This window comes from Pseudomonas sp. CFBP 13719, assembly GCF_014842095.1.
In the GTDB taxonomy this organism is placed as follows: Bacteria; Pseudomonadota; Gammaproteobacteria; order Pseudomonadales; family Pseudomonadaceae; genus Aquipseudomonas.
The window spans coordinates 55,426-78,918 of record NZ_JACYVB010000007.1; the positions used below are offsets into that span (position 1 = coordinate 55,426).

Genomic DNA, 23,493 nt, shown 5'->3' on the forward strand with positions numbered 1-23,493 from the left:
GAATGAACTGTCTGCGTACTCACCCACGCCAATACGACCGTTCATCCTGTAAAAAAACATTCAATACCTCCACTTTGTATACACTTTACCCAGTGAAACGGAATACCTTTTCTACTCAGCAAGTTGCGAACGAGGTACAACATCGCGACACTCCTTCCCCTTGGTGCCTGCCGTTTTCCCTGCTGCAACCAATGAATTAGCCCTGCTAGCCTGATTATGTTACCCACTCTTATCAGGCCAATCCCATGCTCCCGGACACCGTACTTTCTTTTCAGGACACAGCGGTAAATGTGCGACTTTACAACGGCTCCCAGTCACAGAGTTTCCTGTTGACCGGGAACGCCGGGGAAGATCAATTCTTGCAAAATCGCTATACAGGTTACCGCCTGAGTTCCGACGGCGTTCGACTGTGGGCGCAGCCGGGAGAAGACGTTTACACACAACGTTTCCAAATCAGGCGCTACTCTGATGACACTGTATCGATCCAGTCAGTACTGACTGGCTACGTGCTGACCTTCAATCATCAGACACCCACCATGGAGGTCTTCGTGGCTGGCAATTTGAATCAGCGCTTCCGGCTGGTCACCCAAGGCGATCGCTCCATAGGCATCCGAAGGCACCGCTGGGCGACGTTCGAGGCTACCGTGGATCGTTTCAGGGCCATATATCGACTTGGCACGCGCTACCCCCTGATGAACCGGCAACCAACAGGTTTTTACGCCCCCAAGAACAGGGCCTTCAGAGTGGTTGTCGTACACACTGATACCCCGCCCATCGCGATGAACCTGTTTGTTGGCGCCCCTTACGCAGACACGGACACGCAATACTCCCAGCAACGAACTTATCCCCTCCAAGTTGGCATCAACACCATCACCGATCCTGGTGGAGGGATCATCTATTTCCAACTGGCCAATGAAATAAACACTGCCAACGTCATCATTCTGGGTGCGCAGGAACTTCCCTACTTCGAACACGGCAATACCTCAACAGCGGTCTATCACGCCATGCTCGACGCACGCGCAACCCCATACGTCGAGCTCTACAGCGCCCGGGTCGTTCTGACCGTCGATCGGGCGTCGGCGCAGGCTTACAAAAACAGTGACCTGCCTGGGTTGATGGCAACTTACGAGCGCATCATTGACGTTCAGGAAACATTACTGGGTCTGGACAAGGCGGAAGAACTTCATGCACCGGCTCCGCTGAAATATCATCTTGTACTGGGTAACCACGGTGGCGCTGGATCGGCACATGCCTCCACCGGGTACACGGCATACAACATGGCGTATGCAAGAACACTGCTTGCACCGGAACCCCTCAAAGCGGAGTGGGGAGTGCCTCACGAAATAGGCCATCAGAACCAGATGCGCGCCTACCTGCCCAATGATTTCAGCGAAGTGACCAACAACCTTTCCGCCATGGCAACCCAGCGGGTATTTGGTGTGCGATCGAATTTGACCTACCCCGGTGCGAACGGCAAGGACACCTGGGACAATGCGCTGGAGAAGCAGGCCATGGCCGATCTGGACATAACCCAGCTGTCTGCGTTCGAGCGGCTTGCAGCCCTGGAGCAACTACGCCTCGGGTTCGGCGACGCTTTTTGGCCACGGTTGAACCGGATTGCCCGTGAGCATGGCCCTTGGAGCACAACGCCCTCGCGGGCCCAATCGTTCGATAACTTCGCACTGTTTGGGAGCATGGCCGCTTGGGCTGATCTGCGAGCCTTCGTTCGCGCTTGGGGGATGCCTCTTTCAACGGCAGCCGATCAGCAAATTGCCGAGATGCGCTTGCCTGCCCCGCCTGCAAATCTGCTGACGCTCAGGGAGCCTCGGGCTGGAGCTAGCGCAAGCTGCATGCCTGAGAAAGAGCCGGAATGCGGCACCGAGCTGCCCGGCGATACGTCTCTGGTCGACGATACGTAACAGGCTCGAAGTGCGCTGACACCAATGATCCCAGCGGGGCCGCGGTCTGGCCTCGCAGGCGACAGCACGACGCAAAGAGGCGCATAAACCGGACTGTTCACATGACACAGCTGGCCTGCAACGGGCAATGCGGTCATGGACGGGAACCGGATCATGAAAGTGGGCGTCAAATTCCCCGAAGGAAGTCGTCCAGGGCCTGGGCTCTTCCTCTAAACTGCCCATCTCTCTTCGAGCTGTACGACTTTTAACCTATGCGCAATTTTCTTTCCGCAGCCCTGCTGGGGCTGTGCATGGCTGTCGCCAGCGTTCAGGCTGCCGACCCGCTGAACCGTGAAACGGTGCAACAGAACCTCGACAAGATCGCCGAGCGCAAGCTGCCAGAAGCCGACCAGAAGGCGCTGCAGCAGGTGTTCGAGCAGACCCTGGGGCTGCTTGGCAACCAGACCGACAACGAGCGCAAGCTGGCCGACCTCAAGCAGCAACTGGCCGATGCACCCAAGCAGACTCTCGAGGCGCAGCGTGAGCTGAGCCGTCTCAAGGGCATGCCGATCATCCCCGTGAGCCAGCGCTATGCCACCTTGAGCGTGCCGCAACTGGAGCAGATCTTCAGCGAGCGCACCACCGAACAGGGCGAACTGCAAAAGGCCTTGTCCGATGCCAACAGTCTGATCATCACCGCGCAGACCCGCCCGGAACGCGCGCAGACCGAGATCAGCGCCAGCCAGAACCGTATCCAGCAGATCAACGGCATCCTCAAGCTAGGCAAGAACGACGGCAAGGCGCTAACGCCCGACACACGCAACCAGCTGGCCGCCGAACAGGCCTCCATAGGCGCCTTGATCAACCTGCGCCGCCAGGAACTGGCCGGCAACAGCACCTTGCAGGACCTGGGCAATGCGCGTCACGACCTGGTGCTGGAGAAAACCACCCGCCTGGAGCAGGAAATCCAGGACCTGCAGACGCTGATCAACCAGAAGCGTCTGGCACAGTCCCAGGAAACGGTCACCAAGCAGTCGCTGGAAGCACAGAAAGCCGGCGGCAGCAGCGTGCTGGCCACGGAGAGTGCTACCAACGTCAAGCTGTCCGACTATCTGCTGCGCAGCACCGACCGGCTCAACGAGCTGACCCAGCAGAACCTCAAGACTCGCCAGCAGCTTGATAGCGTGACGCAGAGCGACCAGGCCCTGGACGAGCAGATCAGCGTGCTCAAGGGCAGCCTGTTGCTGTCCAAGATTCTCTACAAACAGAAGCAGGCGTTGCCGCACTTGAAGGTCGATCGCGACCTGGCCGACGAGATCGCCGACATCCGCCTGTATCAGTTCGAAGTCAACCAACAGCGCGAAGCCATCAGCAACCCGGCGGCCTACGTGGACAATCTGCTGGCCAACCAGCAGCAGGATCAGAACACGCCGCAGTTGCGCAAGAGCCTGCTGGAGCTGGCGGTCACCCGCAGCGACCTGCTCGAACGTCTGAACCGGGAACTGAGCGCGCTCCTCAACGAGTCGATCACCCTGCAGCTCAACCAGAAGCAACTGCTCAGCACTGCGCAAGGCCTGCGTGCCACGCTGGACGAGCAGATGTTCTGGATCCCCAGCAACAAGCCGCTGGATGACGAATGGTTCAAGGCCGTGCCGCGGCGCCTGGAGAATCAGGTGACCACCCTGCCCTGGGCATCGAGTGTGAGCGAGCTGACCGATGGCCTGGCGCAGCGACCGTTGCTGTTCCTGCCGCTGCTGCTGGTGATCGGCCTGCTGCAGTGGAAGCGCAAGTTTCTCTACCAGAAGCTCAATGCGGTGCATCAGGACATCGGCCATTTCAAGCGCGACCGGCAATGGCACACGCCCGCCGCCATCCTGATCAACATCCTGCTGGCCATGCCCATGGCCCTGGGCCTGGCGCTGTGCGGATATGCCCTGCTGATCGATGCCCGCGGGCAGAATGCCGGGCTGGGCGCCGCCATGTTGCAGATTGCCCAGGCCTGGCTGGTGTTCTACACCGCGTATCGCATCCTCGCCCCCGGCGGCGTGGCCGAGCTGCATTTTCGCTGGGAGCGGGCGCAAGTGGCCTTCCTGCAGGGCTGGGTGCGCCGGCTGGGCTTCGTCGTGCTGGCGCTGGTATCGGTGGTGGCAGTGGCCGAACTGCAACCCTCGGCGCTGGCGGATGACGTGCTCGGCATTGCCGTGGTGCTGACCTGCTACGCCCTGATGGCCTGGCTGCTGGCGCGGTTGCTGATCAGCAGCCCGACCCACAAGAGCGCTTCGCTGTTCCGCCGCACCATTGGCTTGCTGTTCACCGCACTGCCGATTGCGCTGTTCGTGGCGGTCTGTTTTGGCTACTACTACACGGCGCTCAAGCTCACCGACCGGCTGATCGACACCCTGTATCTGCTGATGATCTGGCTGGTCATCGAAGCGGCGTTCGTGCGTGGCCTGAGCGTCGCCGCCCGACGCCTGGCCTACCAGCGGGCACTGGCCAAGCGGCAGACGGCGAAGGACAGCGGCGAAGGCGAAGCAGTCGCCGAAGAGCCGACTCTGGACATCGAGCAGGTCAACCAGCAGTCCTTGCGCCTGGTGCGGCTGGCCTTGCTGGCCGGTTTCATCGGCGCGCTGTACTGGGTGTGGAGCGATCTGATCAGCGTGTTCGCCTATCTGGACAACATCACCCTGTACGAATACACCAGCGGCACCGGCGCGGCCATGAGCATGGTGCCGATCAGCCTGAGCGACTTCATCGGCGCAGCAGTGATCATCGGCATCACCGTCGTGCTGGCCGGCAACCTGCCGGGGCTGCTCGAGGTGCTGGTGCTGTCCAAGCTCAACCTGGCGCAGGGCAGCGCCTACGCCACCACTACGCTGCTGTCATACGTGATCGCGGGGGTGGGCTTCGTGTCCACGCTGTCGACCCTGGGCGTGAGCTGGGACAAGCTGCAGTGGCTGGTCGCGGCGCTGTCGGTGGGGCTGGGTTTCGGCATGCAGGAAATCTTCGCCAACTTCATTTCCGGCATCATGATTCTGTTCGAGCGCCCGGTGCGCATCGGCGACACCATCACCATCGGCAACCTGTCGGGAACGGTGAGCAAGATCCGCATTCGCGCCACCACCATCACCGACTTCGATCGCAAGGACATCATCGTCCCCAACAAGACCTTCATCACCGGGCAACTGATCAACTGGTCGCTGACCGACACCATCACGAGGGTGACGTTGAAGCTGGGCGTGGACTACGGCTCGGACCTGGACCTGGTGCGCACCCTGCTGCTCAAGGCTGCGCGGGACAACCCGCGGGTGCTCAAGGAACCGGAGCCACTGGTGTATTTCCTCAACTTCGGCGAGAGCACACTGGACCACGAGTTGCGCATGCACGTGCGTGACCTGGGTGACCGCAACCCGGTGCTGGATGAAATAAACCGTTTCATCAACAAGGAATTCAAGCGCCAGAACATCAACATTTCGTTCCGGCAAATGGAGATCTACCTGAAGAACGCCACGGGCCGCGAGTACAAGCTGGTGCCCGCCGAGCCTGGGGAGAGTGCCGGCACTCTGCAGCCAGCAGCGACGCCTGCGGCGGCCGAGCCACCGAGCGCGCCCCAGGCCGTGGAAGCACCCAAGCCACCGCCCTCGAAACTTGATTGAGCGCACCGCGCCAACGGAGAACGCACATGAAAGGCCTCGACGAACTGATCTTCGACAACCGCTTCGCCCGCTTGGGCGACGCTTTCTCCACCCACGTGCTGCCTGAACCGATCGACAACCCGCGACTGGTGGTGGCCAGCAACGCGGCGATGAGCCTGCTGGACCTGGACCCGGCGTGCGCCCAAACGCCGCTGTTCGCCGAGCTGTTCAGCGGACACAAGCTGTGGAGCGAGACCGAACCGCGGGCGATGATCTACTCGGGCCATCAGTTCGGCGGTTACACCCCACAGTTGGGCGACGGCCGCGGGGTGCTGCTGGGCGAGGTGCACAACGACGCCGGTGAGCACTGGGACCTGCACCTCAAGGGTGCCGGGCAGACGCCTTACTCGCGGATGGGCGACGGCCGGGCGGTGCTGCGCTCCTCGATCCGCGAATTTCTCGCTTCCGAAGCCTTGCATGCCTTGGGCATTCCCAGCAGTCGCGCACTGTGCGTGATCGCGTCTGACACCCCGGTGTGGCGCGAGAAACAGGAACGCGCGGCCATGCTTCTGCGGCTTTCGCCCAGCCATGTGCGTTTCGGCCACTTCGAGTATTTCTACTACACGCGCCAACCCGAACTGCAGAAACAACTGGTCGACCATGTGCTGGCGGCGCACTTCCCCGGCTGTGCAACCCAGCCCGAACCCTACCTCGACATGTTCCGCGAAGTCGTCGAGCGCAACGCCGAACTGATCGCACAGTGGCAGGCCTACGGGTTCTGTCATGGGGTGATGAACACCGACAACATGTCGATTCTGGGCATTACCTTCGACTTCGGGCCGTTTGCCTTTCTGGACGATTTCGACGCGAATTTCATCTGCAACCATTCCGATCATCAAGGCCGCTACAGCTTCAGCAACCAGGTGCCCGTGGCGCACTGGAACCTAAGCGCGCTGGCGCAATCGTTGACGCCGCTGATCAGCGTGGAGGCGCTGCAGGAGTCGTTGGGGTTGTTCCTGCCGCTGTACGAGGCGGCCTGGCTGGACATCATGCGGCGGCGACTGGGCTTCACTCTCGCCGAAGAGGGCGACAAGGTGTTGCTCGAACGCCTGCTGGGTCTGATGCAGAACAGCGGTGTGGACTACAACCTGTTTTTCCGCCGCCTGGGCGAGGACGGCTCGCTGGCCGTGCTGCGCGATGATTTCGTCGATATCCAGGGTTTCGATGCCTGGGCAGGCGATTACCAGGCGCGCATGGAGCGCGATGTGGTCGAAGGCCGCACGCAACGCATGAACCGGGTCAACCCGTTGTACATCCTGCGCAATTACCTGGCGCAGAAAGCCATCGATGCGGCCGAAGACGGTGACTATTCGCAAGTGCGTCGCCTGCATCAGGTGCTTTCGAATCCGTTCGAAGCGCAGCCGGGTATGGAAAGTTACGCCGAACGGCCACCGGAGTGGGGCAAGCATCTGGAGATCAGTTGTTCGTCGTGAGGGGTGGCTGACGCTCTATTGTCAACGGCATGCATCGGACACCGCCTACATCGCTTTCAAGCCTGTCCGACTGCCGTTTCGTTGCAACCAGCACATCATCGTGCGCCCCGAAACCTACATCTAAAACGGTACCTATTTTTGGTACCATTTGAGAGCACGGAGCGTTACGATGAACCCTTCAAAGCTCAAACACATTGACGTGCTTGAGGCGATCTACGCTCGCCCTGTGTCAGGAACAATCCGCTGGTCACGCATCGAGAGATTGTTCATCGAATTGGGTGGCAAGGTGCAAGAGCGAGAGGGTTCCCGAGTGGCGGTAGTCCTTTTCGGGACCGTGCGGGTATTCCATCGTCCTCATCCGTCCCCGGAAACCGACAAGGCTGCGGTGGCGAGCATCCGCAATTGGTTGGCAGTCAACGGAATCGAACCATGAACAACATCATGATCATCGACGGCCATCGAGCCGTCATCCAGTACGACCCGGAGGTAGGGAATTTTCGCGGGGAGTTCATCAATCTGAATGGCGGCGCGGACTTTCATGCCGACAGCGTCAGCGCATTGAAGACCGAAGGCGCCGAGTCGCTGCGAGTCTTCCTGCAAGTGTGTGCAGAGGAAGGGATCGAGCCTGTCAAATGCTACTCGGGGAAGTTTCAGCTCCGGCTACCTGAGACGCTGCATGCCCAGGTCACTGAAGCGGCAGCTGCGCTGGGAGTGAGCATCAATCAGTTCGTGCAGCGCAGCCTCGAGCATGAGCTCAAGGCGGTGAAGCCATGATTGACCGTTGCACTATCAAGCAGGGGTATGGGCGATTGAACCTTCAACATTACAAGCCCGATTTGGGTGCAGCTCGAAGAGACGCCACCCGATACTCGACCTACCTGCGCAACCGGAGCCCGGCATGAGCGACTCACTGGTAATCCCCTGCCCGCATTGCAACGGGCTCAATCGCATTCCTGCTTTGCGCCTGACGGACCAGCCCAAATGCGGGCGGTGCAAGGCGGCGGTGTTGCTCGATACACCTTTCGAGCTGACTCAAGGTGACTATGCCAGCCAGATCAAAGGCGATCTGCCGCTGCTGCTGGATGTCTGGGCCGACTGGTGCGGGCCGTGCAAATCCTTTGCTCCCGTGTTCGAGCAGGCGGCGGTGCGACTGCAGGGGCGATGCCGGCTGGCCAAGCTGGACAGCCAGGCCAACCCGCAGCTGTCCACGCAACTTGGCATCCGCTCGATACCAAGCCTGATTCTGTTCAAGAATGGTCGAGAAGTGGCGCGGCAGAGCGGCGCAATGCCGCTGCCGCAGTTACTGGCCTGGCTCGGTACCCAGGGTATCGCCAATCTGTAGCAACCTGATGCACCGCATCGAGGCCAGACGCGGCTTGCACCGCTGCTACAGGGGATTGGCGCAAGCCCCGCCATTGGGTTGCTCGCAGTGCGTGTAGCAGCGGCGCAAGCCGCGTCGGCGAACGCCGCGGTGGATCAGGCAGATCGCGGTGCCCGTAGCAGCGGCGCAAGCCGCGTCAGCGAACGCCGCGGTGGGTCAGACGAACGCAGTGCGTGTAGCAGCGGCGCAAGCCGCGTCAACGAACGCCGCGGTGGGTCAGGCTGATCACCGTGCCCGTAGCAGCGGCGCAAGCCGCGTTAGCGAACGGCGCGGTGGATCAGGCAGATCGCGGTGCCCGTAGCAGCGGCGCAAGCCGCGTCGGCGGACGGCGCGGTGGGCCAGGCGAATCACAGTGCCCGTAGCAGCGGCGCAAGCCGCGTCGGCGAACGGCGCGGTGGGCCAGGCGAATCACAGTGCCCGTAGCAGCGGCGCAAGCCGCGTCAGCGGACGCCGCGGTGGGTCAGACGAACGCAGTGCGTGTAGCAGCGGCGCAAGCCGCGTCGGCGAACGGCGCGGTGGGCCAGGCGAATCACCGTGCCTGATTCGCGGCCGCAGACCGCTCCCACAGTGGATCGCAGGGGTGCGAAATCAGGCTTGTTCGAGCAGGTCGTGCAACTCCACGAATTGCTGGGTCAGCTTGTGTCGCGGGTCCAGGTGGATCAGCGGGATATTCAGCTCATGGGACTCGCGCATCTTGACCGAGCTGTTCAAATACACCGGCAGCACGGGCAAGCCCTCGGCGATCAGTTCGTCGAGCATCTGCTGAGGCAGGCTGGCCCTAGGCTGGAACTGGTTGACGACGATACCTTCGACTTCAAGGCCCTCGTTGTGGTCCTCTTTCAACTCTGCGATTTCACTCAGCAGACCGTAGAGCGCATGCCGGGAGAAGCTGTCGCAATCGAAGGGGATCAACACCCGATCCGCAGCGATCAGCGCCGATACCGCATAGAAATTCAACGCCGGCGGCGTGTCGATATAGATTCGATCATAATCTTCGCTGAGCTCTTCGAGCAGTTTGCGCAGCTTGTTGATCTTGTGCTTGGCTTCCAGCTTGGGCTGCAGATCAGCCAACTCCGCCGAAGCCGTGACCACATGCAGGTTGTCATAGGGCGTGTGATGGATATCCACCTTGCCTTTCTTGCTGGCCGGCCCCGACGACAGGATCTGCTTGAAGAAGTCCGCGATGCCCATCGGGATATCGTTACCCGTCAATCCGGTGAGGTACTGGGTAGAGTTGGCCTGGGCATCGAGGTCGATCAATAACGTGCGAAAGCCCTCGTTGGCACTGACGGCCGCCAGGTTGCAGGCAATACTGGATTTGCCCACGCCGCCCTTCTGATTGAACACCACGCGCCGCATCTAAATCTCTCCATGACAGGCAAAGCCTCGAGTGTAGAGGTCAGAATATTACAGTTGCTAGCGCGCCGGGACGTTCATTCTAGGATTTTTCCTACAATTTCCTACAAGGTGGGCGTGATGTGTTGGCAGAAATCATTAGCCAGCTATATAGTTTTTCAACCCCTGCCGCCCCCCTCCCGAGGTCACTGTGAAAACTGCTGTCGCGCCTGCTGCGCAAGCTGTTGATACCCCTCATCAAAACGCCGCTCAGTGCAACGAGCAGTACATCGAGAAAGGCACGCCGCAGTTCCTGCGCACGGTACTCGCGCTGTTCAGCGGCGGCTTCGCCACCTTTGCCCTGCTGTATTGCGTGCAACCCATGATGCCGATCCTGTCCCAAGAGTTCGGCATCAACGCTGCCCAGAGCAGCCTGGTGCTGTCGGTGGCGACCGGGATGCTGGCCATCGGACTGCTGATTACCGGGCCGATTTCCGACAGCATCGGACGCAAGCCGGTGATGGTGGCAGCACTGTTCTGCGCAGCGCTGTGTACCGTCGGCAGTGCCTTGATGCCCACCTGGGACGGCGTGCTGTTGCTGCGCGCCTTGACCGGATTGAGCCTGAGCGGTTTGGCTGCGGTAGCCATGACCTACCTGAGCGAGGAAATCCACCCGCAACATATTGGCCTGGCGATGGGTTTGTACATTGGCGGCAACGCCATCGGCGGCATGAGTGGACGCCTGATCACCGGCGTGTTGATCGACTTCGTCAGTTGGCACACCGCGCTGTTGGTGGTCGGCGGCCTGGCCTTGGTCGCGGCGGCGGTGTTCGTCAGGATCCTGCCGGAATCGCGTAACTTCCGCCCCCGCAAGATGAACCCCCGCGGTTTGCTGGAAGGCTTCACCATGCACTTCAAGGACGCCGGGCTGCCGTGGCTGTTTCTCGAAGCATTCCTGCTGATGGGCAGCTTCGTGACCTTGTTCAACTACATTGGCTACCGCCTGTTGGCCGAGCCCTACCACATGAGCCAGGCGCTGGTGGGGCTGTTGTCGGTGGTGTACCTGGCCGGCATCTACAGTTCGGCGCAGGTGGGCTCATTGGCTGACAAGCATGGCCGACGCAAGGTGTTCTGGATGAGCATCGTGCTGATGTTCGCAGGCCTGCTGGTGACCCTGTTCAACCCGGTGCCGGTGATCCTGCTGGGGATGCTGATGTTCACCTTCGGCTTTTTCGGTGCGCATTCGGTGGCCAGCAGCTGGATCGGACGGCGTGCGTTGACGGCCAAGGGGCAGGCGTCTTCGTTGTACCTGTTCAGTTATTACGCGGGGTCGAGCGTGGCCGGGACAGCGGGGGGGATGGCCTGGCACTACGGTGGCTGGACGGGTGTGGGCGCATTTATCGCAGGATTGTTGATGGTAGCGTTGGTGGTGGCGGCGAGGCTGGCGAAGTTGCAGCCGGTGGGGTCGTCCAAGTGAACCGCGTGCACCGCCGACGCGGCTTGCGCCGCTGCTACAGGGGTGAGGTGTTTCTGTAGCAGCGGTGCAAGCCGCGTCAGGTTTTCAACGCGAGCGTCCAGATGTACCGCGTGCACCGCCGACGCGGCTTTCGCCGCTGCTACAGGGGTGAGGGGCTTCTGTAGCAGCGGCGCAAGCCGCGTCAAGACTCAACACGGCAGGATGTCAGCCGTGATACTGCGCCGAAAACTCATGCACGGCGTTGATGAACGCACCGGCATGTTCGGGATCGACTTCCGGTGTGATGCCGTGGCCCAGGTTGAAAACGTGGCCGTTGCCGTGCCCATAGCTGGCGAGGATCCGCGCCACTTCGGCGCGAATCGCTTCGGGCTTGGCGTACAGCACGGTGGGGTCCATGTTGCCCTGCAGGGCGACCTTGTGGCCCACGCGGCGACGGGCTTCGCCGATGTCGCAGGTCCAGTCCAGGCCCAACGCGTCGGCGCCGGCATCGGCGATGCTTTCCAGCCACAGACCGCCGTTCTTGGTGAAGAGGATCACCGGCACCTTGCGCCCTTCGTGTTCGCGGATCAGGCCGCTGACGATCTTGCGCATGTAGGCCAGGGAGAATTCCTGATACGCCGCAGCGGACAGGTTGCCGCCCCAGGTATCGAAGATCTGCACCGCCTGGGCCCCGGCCATGATCTGGCCGTTGAGGTAGCTGGTGACCGACTGCGCCAGCTTGTCCAGCAGCAGGTGCATGGCCTGGGGCTGGTCGTAGAGCATGGCTTTGGTCTTGCGGAAGTCCTTCGACGAGCCGCCTTCGACCATGTAGGTGGCCAACGTCCAGGGGCTGCCGGAAAAGCCGATCAGCGGCACCCGGCCGTTGAGTTCGCGGCGGATGGTGCTGACCGCGTCCATGACGTAGCCCAGGTCATGATGCGCATCGGGGATCGGCAACGCTTCGATGTCGGCCAAGGTACTGACGACCTTCTTGAAGCGCGGGCCTTCGCCGGTTTCGAAGTACAGGCCCTGGCCCATGGCATCGGGAATGGTGAGGATGTCGGAGAACAGGATGGCGGCATCCAGCGGGTAGCGTTCCAACGGCTGCATGGTGACTTCGCAGGCGAACGACGGGTTCTTGCACAGGCTCATGAAGTCACCGGCCTTGGCGCGGCTGGCGCGGTACTCGGGCAGGTAGCGTCCGGCCTGGCGCATCATCCACACGGGGGTGACGTCAACGGGCTGCTTGAGCAGGGCACGCAGGAAGCGGTCGTTCTTGAGGGGAGTCATGTCAACATCCGGCAGAAAAGTATGAGGATTTTCGCAGAGCAAAGAACAACAAGCCACCGGCGAGGGCTGGGCGGTGGTCTGCGCAGCAGCACCACCCGGCCGCCTGGCCGAATCAGTCCTGAGTATCGCTGCAGCGATTGACCAGGGCATCGATCCTGCTCTTGCACTGGTCCATGGCATGGGCGTGCCCCTGGCTCAGCTCGACCTGACGCTGGCACAGATTCAGCGCTGCAAGCACCAGCAGACGGTCGCCAATCAATGTCGGATGACTGCGCTTGGTCTGCGCCAGCGTGCGCTCGAGCATGCCGAACGCCTGACGCAACGCCTGCTGTTCGCCGGGCGGTGCTTTCACTGAATATTCGTTGCCCAGGATCGAGAAGACCTCGACCCCGTCGTCAAGGTTCATACCGCCGCCGCGGTAGCACGCTCGACCAGTGCCTGAATGCGCGCGGTGGTCGCGCCCTGCTTCTCTTCCTGCTCCAGCAGGCTGAGCTGCAGCGTGTCGTTGTCATCCTTGGCCTGGGCCAGCTCGCCGGCCAGCTGGGCATTGCGTTCGGCCAGTTCCCGGTTGTGCGTTACCAGGTCGTTTACCAGGCTTTCCAATTGATTCAGGGATGCTTCCAACATTTGCTATTTCCAACACTTTGTCAGGGGCGCGAACGATAAAGAAAAAAACTCGGACGGGCCAGCTTTGATAGGACCCCGATGGACCCACAGATCCTGATTCGGTTCGCCCCGTTCATCGGTCTTCATTGCTTGAGTGCTCACGATGGCGTGACTTACCTGCGGCAATTCGTCCCCTTCAGACTTTTCACATTCGACCGATAAGCCGTGCAGCCCTTTCTTGTGTCGCACGGACGCGCCCTACCTTTCGGTAACCTCACATGTCTTTACGCAACATGAACATCGCCCCGCGCGCCCTGCTCGGTTTCTCTCTCATTGGCCTGCTGATGATCGTGCTCGGGGTATTTTCCCTGATCCAGATGAGCCATATCCGCGCCGCCGGCCAGAACATCGAGAACAACACCGTACCCAGCATCACCAGCCTGGACGAGCTGACTCAGCTCACGCTGCGCCTGCGTGTGCTGTCGTACCGGTTGTTGCTCAATCGCGAAGCCGACATCCAGCAGAAAACCGTGCAGCTGTTTGATCAGCGCAACGAGCAGATCAACCAGGCCCAGGCCCGTTACGAGAAAATGATTTCCAATGGCGAAGAGCAGGCCGCCTACGATGACTACAAGCGTTTGCTGGGCCAGTATCGTCAGCTCGAGTCACGCATGAAGAGCTTCTCGGCCAACGGCCAGGTAGAAGAGCTGCGGACCATGCTCAACAGCGACATGCTGAGCAACTCCGAGCAGGTCAATGCCGTGCTCGAGAAACTGGTCAAGATCAACAATGTGCAAACCCGCGAGATCAACCAGCAGGCAGACGACGAATACCGCTCGGCGTTCGCCTGGGTGGTGGGCATGCTGATCGTGGCGACCCTGCTGACGTTCCTGTTCGCCTGGCTGTTGACCCGCAGCATCGTCAAGCCGATCGACCAGGCACTGGTGGCGGCCGAGGCAATTGCCGAGGGCAATCTGACCCAGCCGATCCACGCAGAAGGACGGGATGAAGCCGCACGGCTGTTGCTGGCCATGCAGAAGATGCAGGGCAAGTTGCGCGACACGCTGCAGCGTATTTCCGGTTCGGCGACCCAATTGGCATCGGCTGCCGAGGAACTCAACAGCGTGACCGACGAAGGCGCCCGTGGCCTGACTCAACAGAACAACGAGATCGAACAGGCCGCCACTGCAGTCAACGAGATGACCAGTGCGGTCGAAGAGGTAGCACGCAACGCCGTGAGCACCTCCGAGGCATCCAAGGACGCGACCACGTCGGCCAGCGATGGCCGTGACCTGGTCATGGAAACCGTGAGCGCCATCGAACGCATGAGCGGCGACGTGCAGAGCACCGCCGAGCTGATTGGCAACCTGGCAACCGAGTCGCGCGACATCGGCAAGGTGCTGGACGTGATCCGTGGCTTGGCCGACCAGACCAACCTGCTGGCGCTCAACGCGGCCATCGAGGCGGCACGTGCCGGCGAGGCAGGCCGCGGGTTTGCCGTGGTGGCCGACGAGGTCCGCGCACTGGCGCACCGCACCCAGCAGTCGACCAGCGAGATCGAGCGCATGATCGGCAGCATCCAGGGTGGCACCGAGCAAGCCGTGGACTCGATGCGCAACAGCACCGAGCGCGCCGAGTCGACCCTCAACATCGCCAAGGGCGCCGGTATGGCGCTGGAGACGATCAATGGCGCCATCGTGCAGATCAACGAGCGCAACCTGGTGATTGCCAGCGCTGCCGAAGAGCAGGCTCAGGTGGCACGCGAAGTGGACCGCAACCTGGTGAACATTCGCGACCTGTCGGTGCAGACCGCTGCAGGTTCGGCGCAGACCACGGCAGCCAGCGGCGAACTGGCGCGCCTTGCAGTGGATTTGAATGGGCTGGTGGCGCGCTTCAAGGTGTAAGCACCAAGCGCCTGGACGCGTTCATTCATAGACACCGCGTGCACCGCCGACGCGGCTCGCGCCGCTGCTACAGAAACACCGCGATCCCCTGTAGCAGCGGCGCAAGCCGCGTCCGGCCGCGACGCAGGCGGCATGGTGGATCAGACAGATCGTGGTGCGCCCTTCGCGGCCACGGACCGCTCCCACACGGGCCAGTGGGAACCTGTGGAGGTTGTGAATATCTGTAGGAGCGGTCAGCGGCCGCGAAGCAGGCGCCGCGGTGCAGCAGACGGATCGTGGTGCACCTTTCGCGGCCACGGACCGCTCCCACACGGGCCAGTGGGAACCTGTGGAGGTTGTGAATACCTGTGGGAGCGGTCAGCGGCCGCGAAGCAGGCGCCGCGGTGCAGCAGACGGATCGCGGTGCGCCTTTCGCGGCCACGGACCGCTCCCACAGGGGCCGTGTGGAAGGGATCAGAACTCGATGCGCACATCTCCCTTCGGCACGCTGCAGCAGGACAGGATGTAACCCTCGGCTTCGTCATCCTCGGTGATGCCGCCGTTGTGCTCCATCTCCACTTCCCCGCCCAGCTTCAACACTTTGCAGGTGCCACAGATACCCATGCCGCAGGCCTTGGGAATCATCATCCCGAGCTTGGAAGCCGCCGCGTGCACGGTTTCGCCCGGCGCCACGCGAATGCTCTTGCCGCTGGCGGTGAACTCCACCAGATGCAGTTCCGAGACGTCCACTTCCGGCGCATCGGCGGCCTGCTCGGCCTGCTCCACGGCGTCGGCGCGCGCCTCTGGCGGCGTGGCGCCGAACGATTCCTCGTGGTAACGGGTCATGTCGAAGCCGGCGGCTTCCAGCAGACGCTTGACCGCGGTCATGTACGGGGTCGGCCCGCAGCAATACACCTCGCGCTCCATGAAGTCGGGCGCGATCAATTCCAGCAGCTTGTGGTTCAGGTAGCCACGGTAGCCCGACCAAGGCTCACCCAGCCCATGCTTTTCGCAGATGATGTGCAGGCTGAAGTTGTCGACCCGCGATGCCATGTGCTCCAGCTCGCGGTGGTAGATGATGTCCTTGGGCGAGCGCGCACTGTGCACGAAGACCATGTCTACGTTGGCGTTGGTGTCGTAGAACCAGCGCGCCATCGACATCACCGGCGTGATACCGACCCCGCCGCTGAGGTAGAGAATCTTCGGCGCGGGGAAATCGATGGCATTGAACAGCCCGACCGGGCCATGCACCGCCAGCTCCTGGCCTTCGTGCAGGGTGTCGTGCAACCAGTTCGAGACGCGCCCGCCCGGCACCCGCTTGATGGTGATGGAAAAGCTGTACGGCACCGACGGCGCGCTGGAGATGGTGTACGAGCGCATCACCGGCTGGCCTTCGATTTCCAGCTCCAAAGTCACGAACTGGCCCGGCTTGAAGAAGAACAGAATCGGCTGGTCGGCCATGAAGCAGAAGGTGCGCACGTCCCAGGTTTCCTGGATCACCTTGACGCAACGAACGATGTGGCGCCCGTTGGCCCAGGTCTGGGTATTGACGGGCATCAGGAAGGGGTTGGACATGCTGGTCTCCAAGGTCGATTGCCGACTGTGCGTGCAGCGATTCTGCGTGTGCACCGCCGCCGCCACATTCCCATCCGCGACATCCACATGCTCATGGCGACCAGCCCCATGCTGCCTAGCCTGCAGCGTCGGGAATGGATTTGGCCATGTCGCCCATGGATAAGGTTCGTGGCGCGGCGAGTCGCACACTCCACCGCATCTGAACGTCGTTTCAGCCGCCTTGCGTCGACAACCGTAACAGCCACTTTTTTCGCGGCCACACTGCCTGGCCATGAGGATGAACACGATGGATGCCACCACTACCCTGAGCCTGGGCGATCCACTGGAACCCGCACGCAAGGCCACTGCCCAGATGCTGCAGGAGCGCGAACGTACCTTCTCCCTGCCGCAGCCGTTCTACAACGATGAGCGCCTGTTCCAGATCGACATGCAGGAGATCTTCAACAAGGAGTGGCTGATCGCCGGCATGACGTGCGAGATCCCGGCCAAGGGCAACTATCTCACCCTGCAGATCGGCAGCAATCCGATCCTCGTGGTGCGCGGCGCCGAAGGGGTGGTGCATGCCTTTCACAACGTCTGCCGCCATCGCGGTTCACGCCTGTGCACCAAGGAAAAAGGCAAGGTGGCCAAGCTGGTCTGCCATTACCACCAATGGACCTACGAGCTGGACGGCCGCCTGCTGTTCGCCGGCACCGAGATGGGCGCCGATTTCGACATGAAGCAGTACGGGCTCAAGCCCGTGCACGTGAAAACGTCAGGCGGTTACATCTTCATCAGCCTGGCCGAGAATCCGCCTGCGATCGACAACTTCCTCAGTACGCTGAACCATTACATGGAACCGTACGACATGGAAAACACCAAGGTCGCGGTGCAGACCGATCTGCTGGAAAAGGCCAACTGGAAACTGGTACTGGAGAACAACCGCGAGTGCTACCACTGCGGCGGCGCCCACCCCGAATTGCTCAAGACCCTGCTGGAATGGGATGACGTCACTGATCCACGCGCCGACCAGGCCTTCAAGGATCACGTGGCCGCCTCGGCTGCCGCCTGGGATGCCGAGAAGATCCCCTACGCCCACGCCAGCCACGGCCTGCGCAACCGCATCGTGCGCATGCCGCTGCTCAAGGGCACGCTGTCGATGACCATGGACGGCCAGGTCGGCTGCAAGAAGCTGATGGGGCGCATCAAGAACCCCGACCTGGGTTCGATGCGCATCCTGCACCTGCCGCATTCCTGGAACCACTGCATGGGTGACCACATCATCGTCTTCACGGTGTGGCCGATCAGCGCCCAGGAAACGGTGGTCACCACCAAGTGGCTGGTGCACAAGGACGCCGTGGAAGGCGTGGACTACGACGTGGCGCGGATGCGCCAGGTGTGGGACGCGACCAACGATCAGGACCGTCGCCTGGCCGAGGAAAACCAGCGCGGCATCAACTCCACCGCCTACCAGCCGGGGCCGTACTCCAAGACCTACGAGTTCGGCGTGGTGAACTTCATCGACTGGTACAGCGAGCGCCTGCTGAGCAACTTGGGGGCGGAGCCTGCGGCGTATCTCAAGGGTGTGGCAGTGCACGAGTAATAGGCGCGGTCATCGGTCGCGAAGGATGGATGCCGTATTCCTGACCCTGCGCGGCGCACCTTTCGCGGCCGCGGACCGCTCCTACGCAGGTGTAAGCACTGGTCGTCCAGCTCGGGATACATTCTGAAAAGATGCAATCTGGCGTTCGCCTGCACTGACATTCTATGGTCGCTGCCCAACAATAAAAGGGCGGCACCATGTCATCCACTCCCGGCTTGCCATACGTTGCGGGCATCGATGGTCTGCGCGCGATCGCGGTACTTGCGGTCATCGTTTTCCATGTCGAGTTCCTGCGCTTTCTACCGGGAGGCTTCACCGGCGTAGACATGTTCTTCGTCATTTCCGGCTACGTGATCAGCCGTTCCCTGGCCGAAAAAGGGCAACGGCCGCTGCGCACCTTCCTGCTGCAGTTCTACCAGCGACGCCTGCTGCGCATTCTTCCGGCGTTGTTGCTTGTGCTCACCGCCAGCGTACTGATCTCGGCGCTGATCATCCCCCCGGTATGGCTCAGCAGCCAGAACGAGGACACCGGGCTGGCCGCCTTCTTCGGTCTGAGCAACCTGGTTCTGGCCTGGCAAACCGACAGCTACTTCTCGCCGAAAGCGGAGTTCAACCCCTACCTGCACACCTGGTCGCTGGGCGTGGAGGAACAGTTTTACCTGATATTCCCCGTGGTCTTCGCACTGTGGCTGCGCTATCGCGAGCACAGCTGGATCGCACGCGGCTTGCTGCCTGCCCTGACCGTTGCCTCGCTGCTCTGGTGCGCAGTACAGACCCAGGCCGCACCGCTGTCGGCGTTCTACCTGCTGCCCAGTCGCTTCTGGGAACTGGCCTGCGGTGCACTGCTGTTTCAGGCCATGGACCAAGGCCGCGGAACACGCCTGCGCCCCTGGCACCTGCAGGCAATGCTGGTGGCCGGGCTGACGCTGCTGGCAACAGGCTTCATCCTGGCCCCGGCCGGACACTTTCCGTATCCATGGGCACTGCTGACGGTGCTGGGCACGCTGCTGCTGATCGCCGCCGTGGTGCAGGGTGGCAACCAACGCTCGGGCCCGTTGCTGGCGCTGCTGCGCTGGCCCGCCCTGACCTATGTCGGACGTCTTTCCTACTCGTTGTATCTGTGGCACTGGCCAGTGGCGGTTTTCCTGCGCTGGACGGTGGGCCTGGAAACGCTATCGGTCCAACTGGCCTACCCTTTGCTGGTGCTGGGCCTGGCAGCTGCGTCCTATCACGCGGTCGAAGAACCCGTACGCCGTGGGCGCACGCTGTGGCATCGGCGTGCGGGCCGGTCGGTCATCGGTGGGCTGAGTGCCATGGGGCTGTGCGCCGGGATTGCGGCGTGGACAATCCACTCTACCGAGCGTTTATCGCTGAGTACCGTCGCCGATAGCTACACCTGGCATGCCTACAGACACTACCCTCGCGAGCCGATCGAAAAGGTCGACCTGCCAGCCCTACACGGGCGCCAGCTTTTCGTGCTGGGCGACTCACACACTGCCGCCTACCGCACGATGCTCAAGATCGTCTCGCTGCGACTGGGCATCGAAGTGGTGGAGTACGAGCGCGGCGGCTGCGCGGTGGTCAGCTTGCTGGATGCCGACCCGCCCGCCTGCGCTACCTGGCAAAGCAGCGCCCTGGCCGATATTCAGGCACGCGCCCAACCGGGCGATGTGGTGTTCCTGGCGTCCTTGCGCATGCCGGAACTGACCGGGCGCGACTGGTGGAAGGGGGAGGATGCAATCTTCGAACAAGCCCGCAGCGAGCGTACCGCGCAACACGCCCAAGCCGCCCGCCAAGCCGCCGACGCCGTGCTCGAACCTTTGCAGGCGGCAGGTTTGACTGTACTGATCGACGCGCCATCACCGGTCTTCAAGGCCCCGGCGAACCGCTGTTCGGACCCATTCAATCGCACGAATCCGATCTGCGCGCCCGGATTGAGCGTGGAACGCGACCGGATATTGCAGCTACGTGCGCCACAAATGCATCTGCTGACGATACTGGCCCGCGAATACTCGGCGCTGAACGTCTGGGACCCGTTACCGATCCTCTGTGCGAGCAACACGTGCTCGGCCTACGACACCAACGCAAAACCACTTTTCGCCGACGCCGACCACCTGAGCGGCCACGGCAACCGTGTGCTCGAGCCCTCTTTCACAGCGCTTTTGATACACCTCTACGCACCAAAGCAACCGCGATGATGGACCCGGTACACCAAGGCCCGACGTGACCGCACCGCCGCTACAATTGTGCGCATCGTTGATACCGTGGGCGTTCATGGCTGGCTGCCGGGCGATCAGAGATAAAGAGGGAAATCTATCCGATCAAGGCAGGACAGCATGTCGCCCCTTCGAAGTGTTTCCGATCAACTCGCCATCCATGCCCGCACCCCGGCGCTGGTGGTGTCCGACCCCCGTGGCCTGGCCGTACGCACCATCGGTTATTACCGACGCGAAGCCGGCACCCCTGCCGAGCCTCGGGTCAGCGCCCAATGGCATGACCACGCCGGCCACCCCGTCGCCCAGTGGGATCCGCGTCAGTTCGCGCACTTCCAAAGCGGGGTGAGCGAGACGCCGAATCAAGCAACAGTGTTCAGCTTCTCGGGTACACCGTTGTTACAGCGCAATGCGGATTCTGGCTGGAAAGCGATGTTGCTCGATGCCCAAGGCTCCAACCGGGAAAGCTGGGACAGCAAGGGCATCCATACAACGCTGCATTATGACCAGCACGCCAGGTTGGTGGCGGTTGCCAAACGCGACGCCGAGGGCCGGCGACGCATCACGCAGCGCGTGGAATACGCACCAGTCGACAGCGAGCACGCTGCTCGCAATCTGTGCGGCACCAGCTATCGGCATGACGATGACGCGGGCAGCAGGATCGCTCATGGGTTCGACATCAATGGCGAAGCGATCAGCTATACGCAGCATTTTCTGAGCGCAGAGGTGCCGCCCGACTGGCCCGCTCTCCTGGTGGAGCGCGATGCCCTGCTGGAGCCTGGGCCAGGTTATCGCACTGCCTATATCCATGATGCAACCGGCATGCTTGTCACCCATAGAGACGCCTTGGGTAATGCGCAATATTTTGGCCATGACATCAGTGGCCTGGAGGCTTCCAGCCGGCTGGTGACTGCCGAGGGGCTGGATTGTGCGCTGCTGTCGGCGGTGGCTCATGATGCAGGCGGGCGAGTCGTTTCGCAAACGATGGGCAGTGGCGTGACAAGCCGAGCCGAGTACGACCCCATCGATCAACGGCTGCTCAGGGCAACGTCCGTACGCGCCGACGCAGCGGTCCTTCAGGACTTGCACTACCTGTATGATCCAGCGGGCAACATCATCAAGGTCAGCGATCAATCTCAACCCACCAAGTACCACGCCAATCGTCGCATCGAAGCGATCAACGAATATCGCTATGACTCGTTTTGCCAGCTGATCGAAGCCACCGGTCGCGAAGCCGCGAATGCGGGCGGCGAAGGCCCATCACTGCCGCCGTTGCTGGTAATGCCCCAGGATCCTTCCTTGCTGCTCAACTACAGGCAGAACATGGAGTATGACCGGTCGGGCAACCTGACAGAGCTTCGCCACGTCAACGGGCAACGGAACCGAACACTGAGAATGGCGGTGGCAAATGCCAGCAACAGATCGCTGCCCGAGCGCGACGGGCAGCTTCCCGATGAAGGCCAGTTGACCGATGGCTTCGACGCCAATGGAAACACTCGCGAACTGCTGCCCGGGCAGGCGCTGACATGGGATGAATACAACCAGCTGCAGCGCGTGGCACCGGTTCAGCGCGACGATGAAGAAGATGATTATGAGCGCTACATCTACGACGCGGCGGGCAGCCGTTTGCGCAAGATATCCCATGCCCAACAACGCAGCGGTTCACGTCGATGCGAGGTTCGCTACCTGCCGGGGTTGGAAATTCGGACGGACAGCCGCAGCGGTGAGCGCTTGCATGTCATCGTTGCGCAAGCGGGCAAGAACGGCGTCCGTCTGCTGCATTGGGCACATGGCAAACCCGAGAATTTGCCCAACGATCAACTGCGCTTCACGCTGAGCAACCATTTGCGCTCTGCCACGTTGGAGCTGGGCAGCGACGGCCAGCTATTGAGCCGGGAAGAATACTATCCGTTCGGAGGCACGGCCTGCTGGGCTGGTCGCAGTGCACTGCAAGCCAAGTACAAAACCATCCGCTACTCTGGCAAGGAACGTGACGCCACCGGTCTTTACTATTACGGCTTGCGCTACTACGCACCCTGGCTGATGCGATGGATCAATCCGGATCCGGCGGGCGATATAGACGGTCTGAACCTCTATGCCATGGTGGGCAACAATCCGATCACTCTGGTGGACGGTGATGGGCGCGCCAAGACAAAATATGACACCCTTGAAGCCATGATCGCAGCGGGCCCTACAGCCGAATACCTCGCAGGGCAGCCGTATTGGGGGCGCGGCTCCGAGCAAGAGCGACGCCGGAAATACGAGAACTGGAAAGATCACTGCAAGACCTGGTTCAACCGCGCCAGAGACAGCCGCACACAGGTACTGCTTTCCGCTTACGAAATCGCTGAAACCAACAGCAAGGGCGTGATTCAGGCGCTGAAAAATATGGAAAGCAATACCGAACTGGCGAAGTCAGTTGGACTTCGAGGGGCAACCATCGTTGTCTCCAACCTGAGTTCTACCGCCACAGGGACGGCCATCGGCGCAGCCGTCGGGGCGATGACATTGGGCCCGGCGGGGGCTCTGGCCGGTGCTGGCCTGGGCATGGTGGTCGGCAAGCTGGCCAGTATCGCCTCGGAAAAGACAATGGAGAAAGCCGGCAATACCGCCACCCTGCATCTGCGCACTGGAAGCCTGGGCGCTTCATCGATCATGCATGACGCGAAGATCCGCAAGAATGGTCTGGCGGGCAAGGTCTACTATAAGGCTCGCGGTTACGTACCCGACAGTCCAAAGAACGCCTTGAACCTCGGCACTGAAGTCGCCAAAACCGCAGGTTCCAAAGCTGCGGGGCCGGCAGGCGTCGTCGTCAAGATCGGCGTTGATGCCATCAAGGCTGGCTATGAAGTGTACAAAACCCAACAAGAAAAAGACCCGGCAAAGCTTGAATGTCTGGAATCCAGTGCGGACGGTGCGTTCGCCGAGCTCTATCGGCGCACACTCCAGGTCGCAACGATGCACGGTGCAACAGCGGACGACGATGAACTGCGTGGGCTGACCGACGGCTTCCTCAGCGGAAAAAACATGACGCTGCGTGACCTCGCGGCCAAATTCGGCGCCGCTGTCGACCACCTGCAAACCGCGGCCGCCGCCACCAGCGCGTTCCGCCAACGACATCAAGCCGACCTGATCACCCTCTAGCTGCG

At 61.6% G+C, this 23,493-nt stretch carries 15 protein-coding genes and 2 pseudogenes; 12 read left to right on the top strand and 5 right to left on the bottom strand.

What is annotated here, in order from left to right:
* Positions 1 to 245 precede the first annotated feature (245 nt).
* The 6 genes from IFT57_RS19950 (at position 246) to trxC (ending at position 8,365) form a co-directional block, all read left to right on the top strand.
* Entirely contained in the window at positions 246 to 1,919 is a 1,674-nt protein-coding gene (locus tag IFT57_RS19950) for a M60 family metallopeptidase (RefSeq protein ID WP_192152446.1), read from the top strand.
* 251 nt (positions 1,920 to 2,170) lie between these two features.
* A complete protein-coding gene (gene mscK, locus IFT57_RS19955) occupies positions 2,171 to 5,551 on the top strand; it encodes a mechanosensitive channel MscK (RefSeq protein ID WP_192152447.1) in 3,381 nt (1,126 codons plus the stop codon).
* Positions 5,552 to 5,577: 26 nt separating this feature from the next.
* Positions 5,578 to 7,023 carry a protein adenylyltransferase SelO gene (gene selO / locus IFT57_RS19960; RefSeq protein ID WP_192152448.1) on the top strand — a complete coding sequence of 482 codons (1,446 nt, stop codon included), beginning with the start codon at positions 5,578 to 5,580 and terminating at the stop codon, positions 7,021 to 7,023.
* A gap of 169 nt (positions 7,024 to 7,192) precedes the next feature.
* A complete protein-coding gene (locus tag IFT57_RS19965) occupies positions 7,193 to 7,456 on the top strand; it encodes a type II toxin-antitoxin system HicA family toxin (RefSeq protein ID WP_049861461.1) in 264 nt (87 codons plus the stop codon).
* The gene (locus IFT57_RS19970; RefSeq protein ID WP_192051006.1) at positions 7,453 to 7,797 is read left to right on the top strand and encodes a type II toxin-antitoxin system HicB family antitoxin; all 345 of its coding nucleotides are present in this window, start codon (positions 7,453 to 7,455) and stop codon (positions 7,795 to 7,797) included. Before IFT57_RS19965 ends, IFT57_RS19970 begins: the two co-directional genes overlap by 4 nt.
* Positions 7,798 to 7,921: 124 nt before the next feature.
* On the top strand, positions 7,922 to 8,365 hold the full coding sequence (gene trxC, locus IFT57_RS19975) for a thioredoxin TrxC (protein ID WP_192152449.1): 444 nt from the start codon (positions 7,922 to 7,924) through the stop codon (positions 8,363 to 8,365).
* 627 nt (positions 8,366 to 8,992) lie between these two features.
* On the opposite strand, the gene IFT57_RS19980 is transcribed toward trxC, so the two are convergent.
* Positions 8,993 to 9,763 (bottom strand): ParA family protein, encoded by a 771-nt coding sequence (locus tag IFT57_RS19980; RefSeq protein WP_192152450.1) that lies wholly within the window; start codon positions 9,761 to 9,763, stop codon positions 8,993 to 8,995.
* 187 nt (positions 9,764 to 9,950) lie between these two features.
* Here IFT57_RS19980 and IFT57_RS19985 point away from each other — a divergent pair, with 187 nt between their 5' ends.
* A complete protein-coding gene (locus tag IFT57_RS19985; protein ID WP_192152451.1) occupies positions 9,951 to 11,216 on the top strand; it encodes an MFS transporter in 1,266 nt (421 codons plus the stop codon).
* Positions 11,217 to 11,420: 204 nt separating this feature from the next.
* Here the strand turns inward: IFT57_RS19985 and hemE are convergent, their stop codons facing one another.
* The 3 genes from hemE to IFT57_RS20000 form a co-directional block, all read right to left on the bottom strand.
* A complete protein-coding gene (hemE, locus tag IFT57_RS19990; RefSeq protein ID WP_192152452.1) occupies positions 11,421 to 12,485 on the bottom strand; it encodes a uroporphyrinogen decarboxylase in 1,065 nt (354 codons plus the stop codon).
* 112 nt (positions 12,486 to 12,597) lie between these two features.
* Positions 12,598 to 12,891 (bottom strand): cell division protein ZapA, encoded by a 294-nt coding sequence (locus IFT57_RS19995; RefSeq protein WP_122796272.1) that lies wholly within the window; start codon positions 12,889 to 12,891, stop codon positions 12,598 to 12,600.
* Positions 12,888 to 13,112, bottom strand: coding sequence for a hypothetical protein (locus IFT57_RS20000; protein ID WP_122796271.1), 225 nt, complete (start codon positions 13,110 to 13,112; stop codon positions 12,888 to 12,890). Before IFT57_RS20000 ends, IFT57_RS19995 begins: the two co-directional genes overlap by 4 nt.
* A 323-nt stretch (positions 13,113 to 13,435) precedes the next feature.
* On the opposite strand from IFT57_RS20000, the pseudogene IFT57_RS27325 reads away from it, so the two are divergent.
* A pseudogene (locus IFT57_RS27325) lies at positions 13,436 to 14,092 on the top strand (MCP four helix bundle domain-containing protein); the annotation flags it as partial.
* Positions 14,093 to 14,395: 303 nt separating this feature from the next.
* Positions 14,396 to 14,995 (top strand): annotated as a pseudogene (locus IFT57_RS27330) (methyl-accepting chemotaxis protein); the annotation flags it as partial.
* A 453-nt stretch (positions 14,996 to 15,448) separates the two neighbouring features.
* Here the strand turns inward: IFT57_RS27330 and gbcB are convergent.
* A complete protein-coding gene (gbcB, locus tag IFT57_RS20010) occupies positions 15,449 to 16,549 on the bottom strand; it encodes a glycine-betaine demethylase subunit GbcB (RefSeq protein WP_122480122.1) in 1,101 nt (366 codons plus the stop codon).
* Positions 16,550 to 16,835: 286 nt separating this feature from the next.
* On the opposite strand from gbcB, the gene gbcA reads away from it, so the two are divergent.
* The 3 genes from gbcA to IFT57_RS20025 all read left to right on the top strand — a co-directional run bounded on the left by gbcA (position 16,836) and on the right by IFT57_RS20025 (position 23,488).
* Entirely contained in the window at positions 16,836 to 18,131 is a 1,296-nt protein-coding gene (gene gbcA / locus IFT57_RS20015) for a glycine-betaine demethylase subunit GbcA (protein WP_122716137.1), read from the top strand.
* Between the two features lie 197 nt (positions 18,132 to 18,328).
* Positions 18,329 to 20,329, top strand: a complete 2,001-nt coding sequence (locus IFT57_RS20020) for an acyltransferase family protein (protein ID WP_192152453.1) — start codon at positions 18,329 to 18,331, stop codon at positions 20,327 to 20,329.
* 138 nt (positions 20,330 to 20,467) lie between these two features.
* Positions 20,468 to 23,488 carry an RHS repeat domain-containing protein gene (locus IFT57_RS20025; RefSeq protein ID WP_192152454.1) on the top strand — a complete coding sequence of 1,007 codons (3,021 nt, stop codon included), beginning with the start codon at positions 20,468 to 20,470 and terminating at the stop codon, positions 23,486 to 23,488.
* Positions 23,489 to 23,493 lie beyond the last annotated feature (5 nt).

What these genes read in the sequence shown, in the direction of transcription:
- IFT57_RS20025 (WP_192152454.1), top strand. Translation starts at nt 20,468, where the DNA reads ATGTCGCCCCTTCGAAGTGTTTCCGATCAACTCGCCATCCATGCCCGC.
- IFT57_RS19965 (WP_049861461.1), top strand. Translation starts at nt 7,193, where the DNA reads ATGAACCCTTCAAAGCTCAAACACATTGACGTGCTTGAGGCGATCTAC.
- mscK (WP_192152447.1), top strand. Translation starts at nt 2,171, where the DNA reads ATGCGCAATTTTCTTTCCGCAGCCCTGCTGGGGCTGTGCATGGCTGTC.
- hemE (WP_192152452.1), bottom strand. Translation starts at nt 12,485, where the DNA reads ATGACTCCCCTCAAGAACGACCGCTTCCTGCGTGCCCTGCTCAAGCAG.
- trxC (WP_192152449.1), top strand. Translation starts at nt 7,922, where the DNA reads ATGAGCGACTCACTGGTAATCCCCTGCCCGCATTGCAACGGGCTCAAT.
- IFT57_RS19995 (WP_122796272.1), bottom strand. Translation starts at nt 12,891, where the DNA reads ATGAACCTTGACGACGGGGTCGAGGTCTTCTCGATCCTGGGCAACGAA.
- IFT57_RS19980 (WP_192152450.1), bottom strand. Translation starts at nt 9,763, where the DNA reads ATGCGGCGCGTGGTGTTCAATCAGAAGGGCGGCGTGGGCAAATCCAGT.
- IFT57_RS20020 (WP_192152453.1), top strand. Translation starts at nt 18,329, where the DNA reads ATGTCATCCACTCCCGGCTTGCCATACGTTGCGGGCATCGATGGTCTG.
- gbcB (WP_122480122.1), bottom strand. Translation starts at nt 16,549, where the DNA reads ATGTCCAACCCCTTCCTGATGCCCGTCAATACCCAGACCTGGGCCAAC.
- gbcA (WP_122716137.1), top strand. Translation starts at nt 16,836, where the DNA reads ATGGATGCCACCACTACCCTGAGCCTGGGCGATCCACTGGAACCCGCA.
- IFT57_RS19950 (WP_192152446.1), top strand. Translation starts at nt 246, where the DNA reads ATGCTCCCGGACACCGTACTTTCTTTTCAGGACACAGCGGTAAATGTG.
- IFT57_RS20000 (WP_122796271.1), bottom strand. Translation starts at nt 13,112, where the DNA reads ATGTTGGAAGCATCCCTGAATCAATTGGAAAGCCTGGTAAACGACCTG.
- IFT57_RS19970 (WP_192051006.1), top strand. Translation starts at nt 7,453, where the DNA reads ATGAACAACATCATGATCATCGACGGCCATCGAGCCGTCATCCAGTAC.
- selO (WP_192152448.1), top strand. Translation starts at nt 5,578, where the DNA reads ATGAAAGGCCTCGACGAACTGATCTTCGACAACCGCTTCGCCCGCTTG.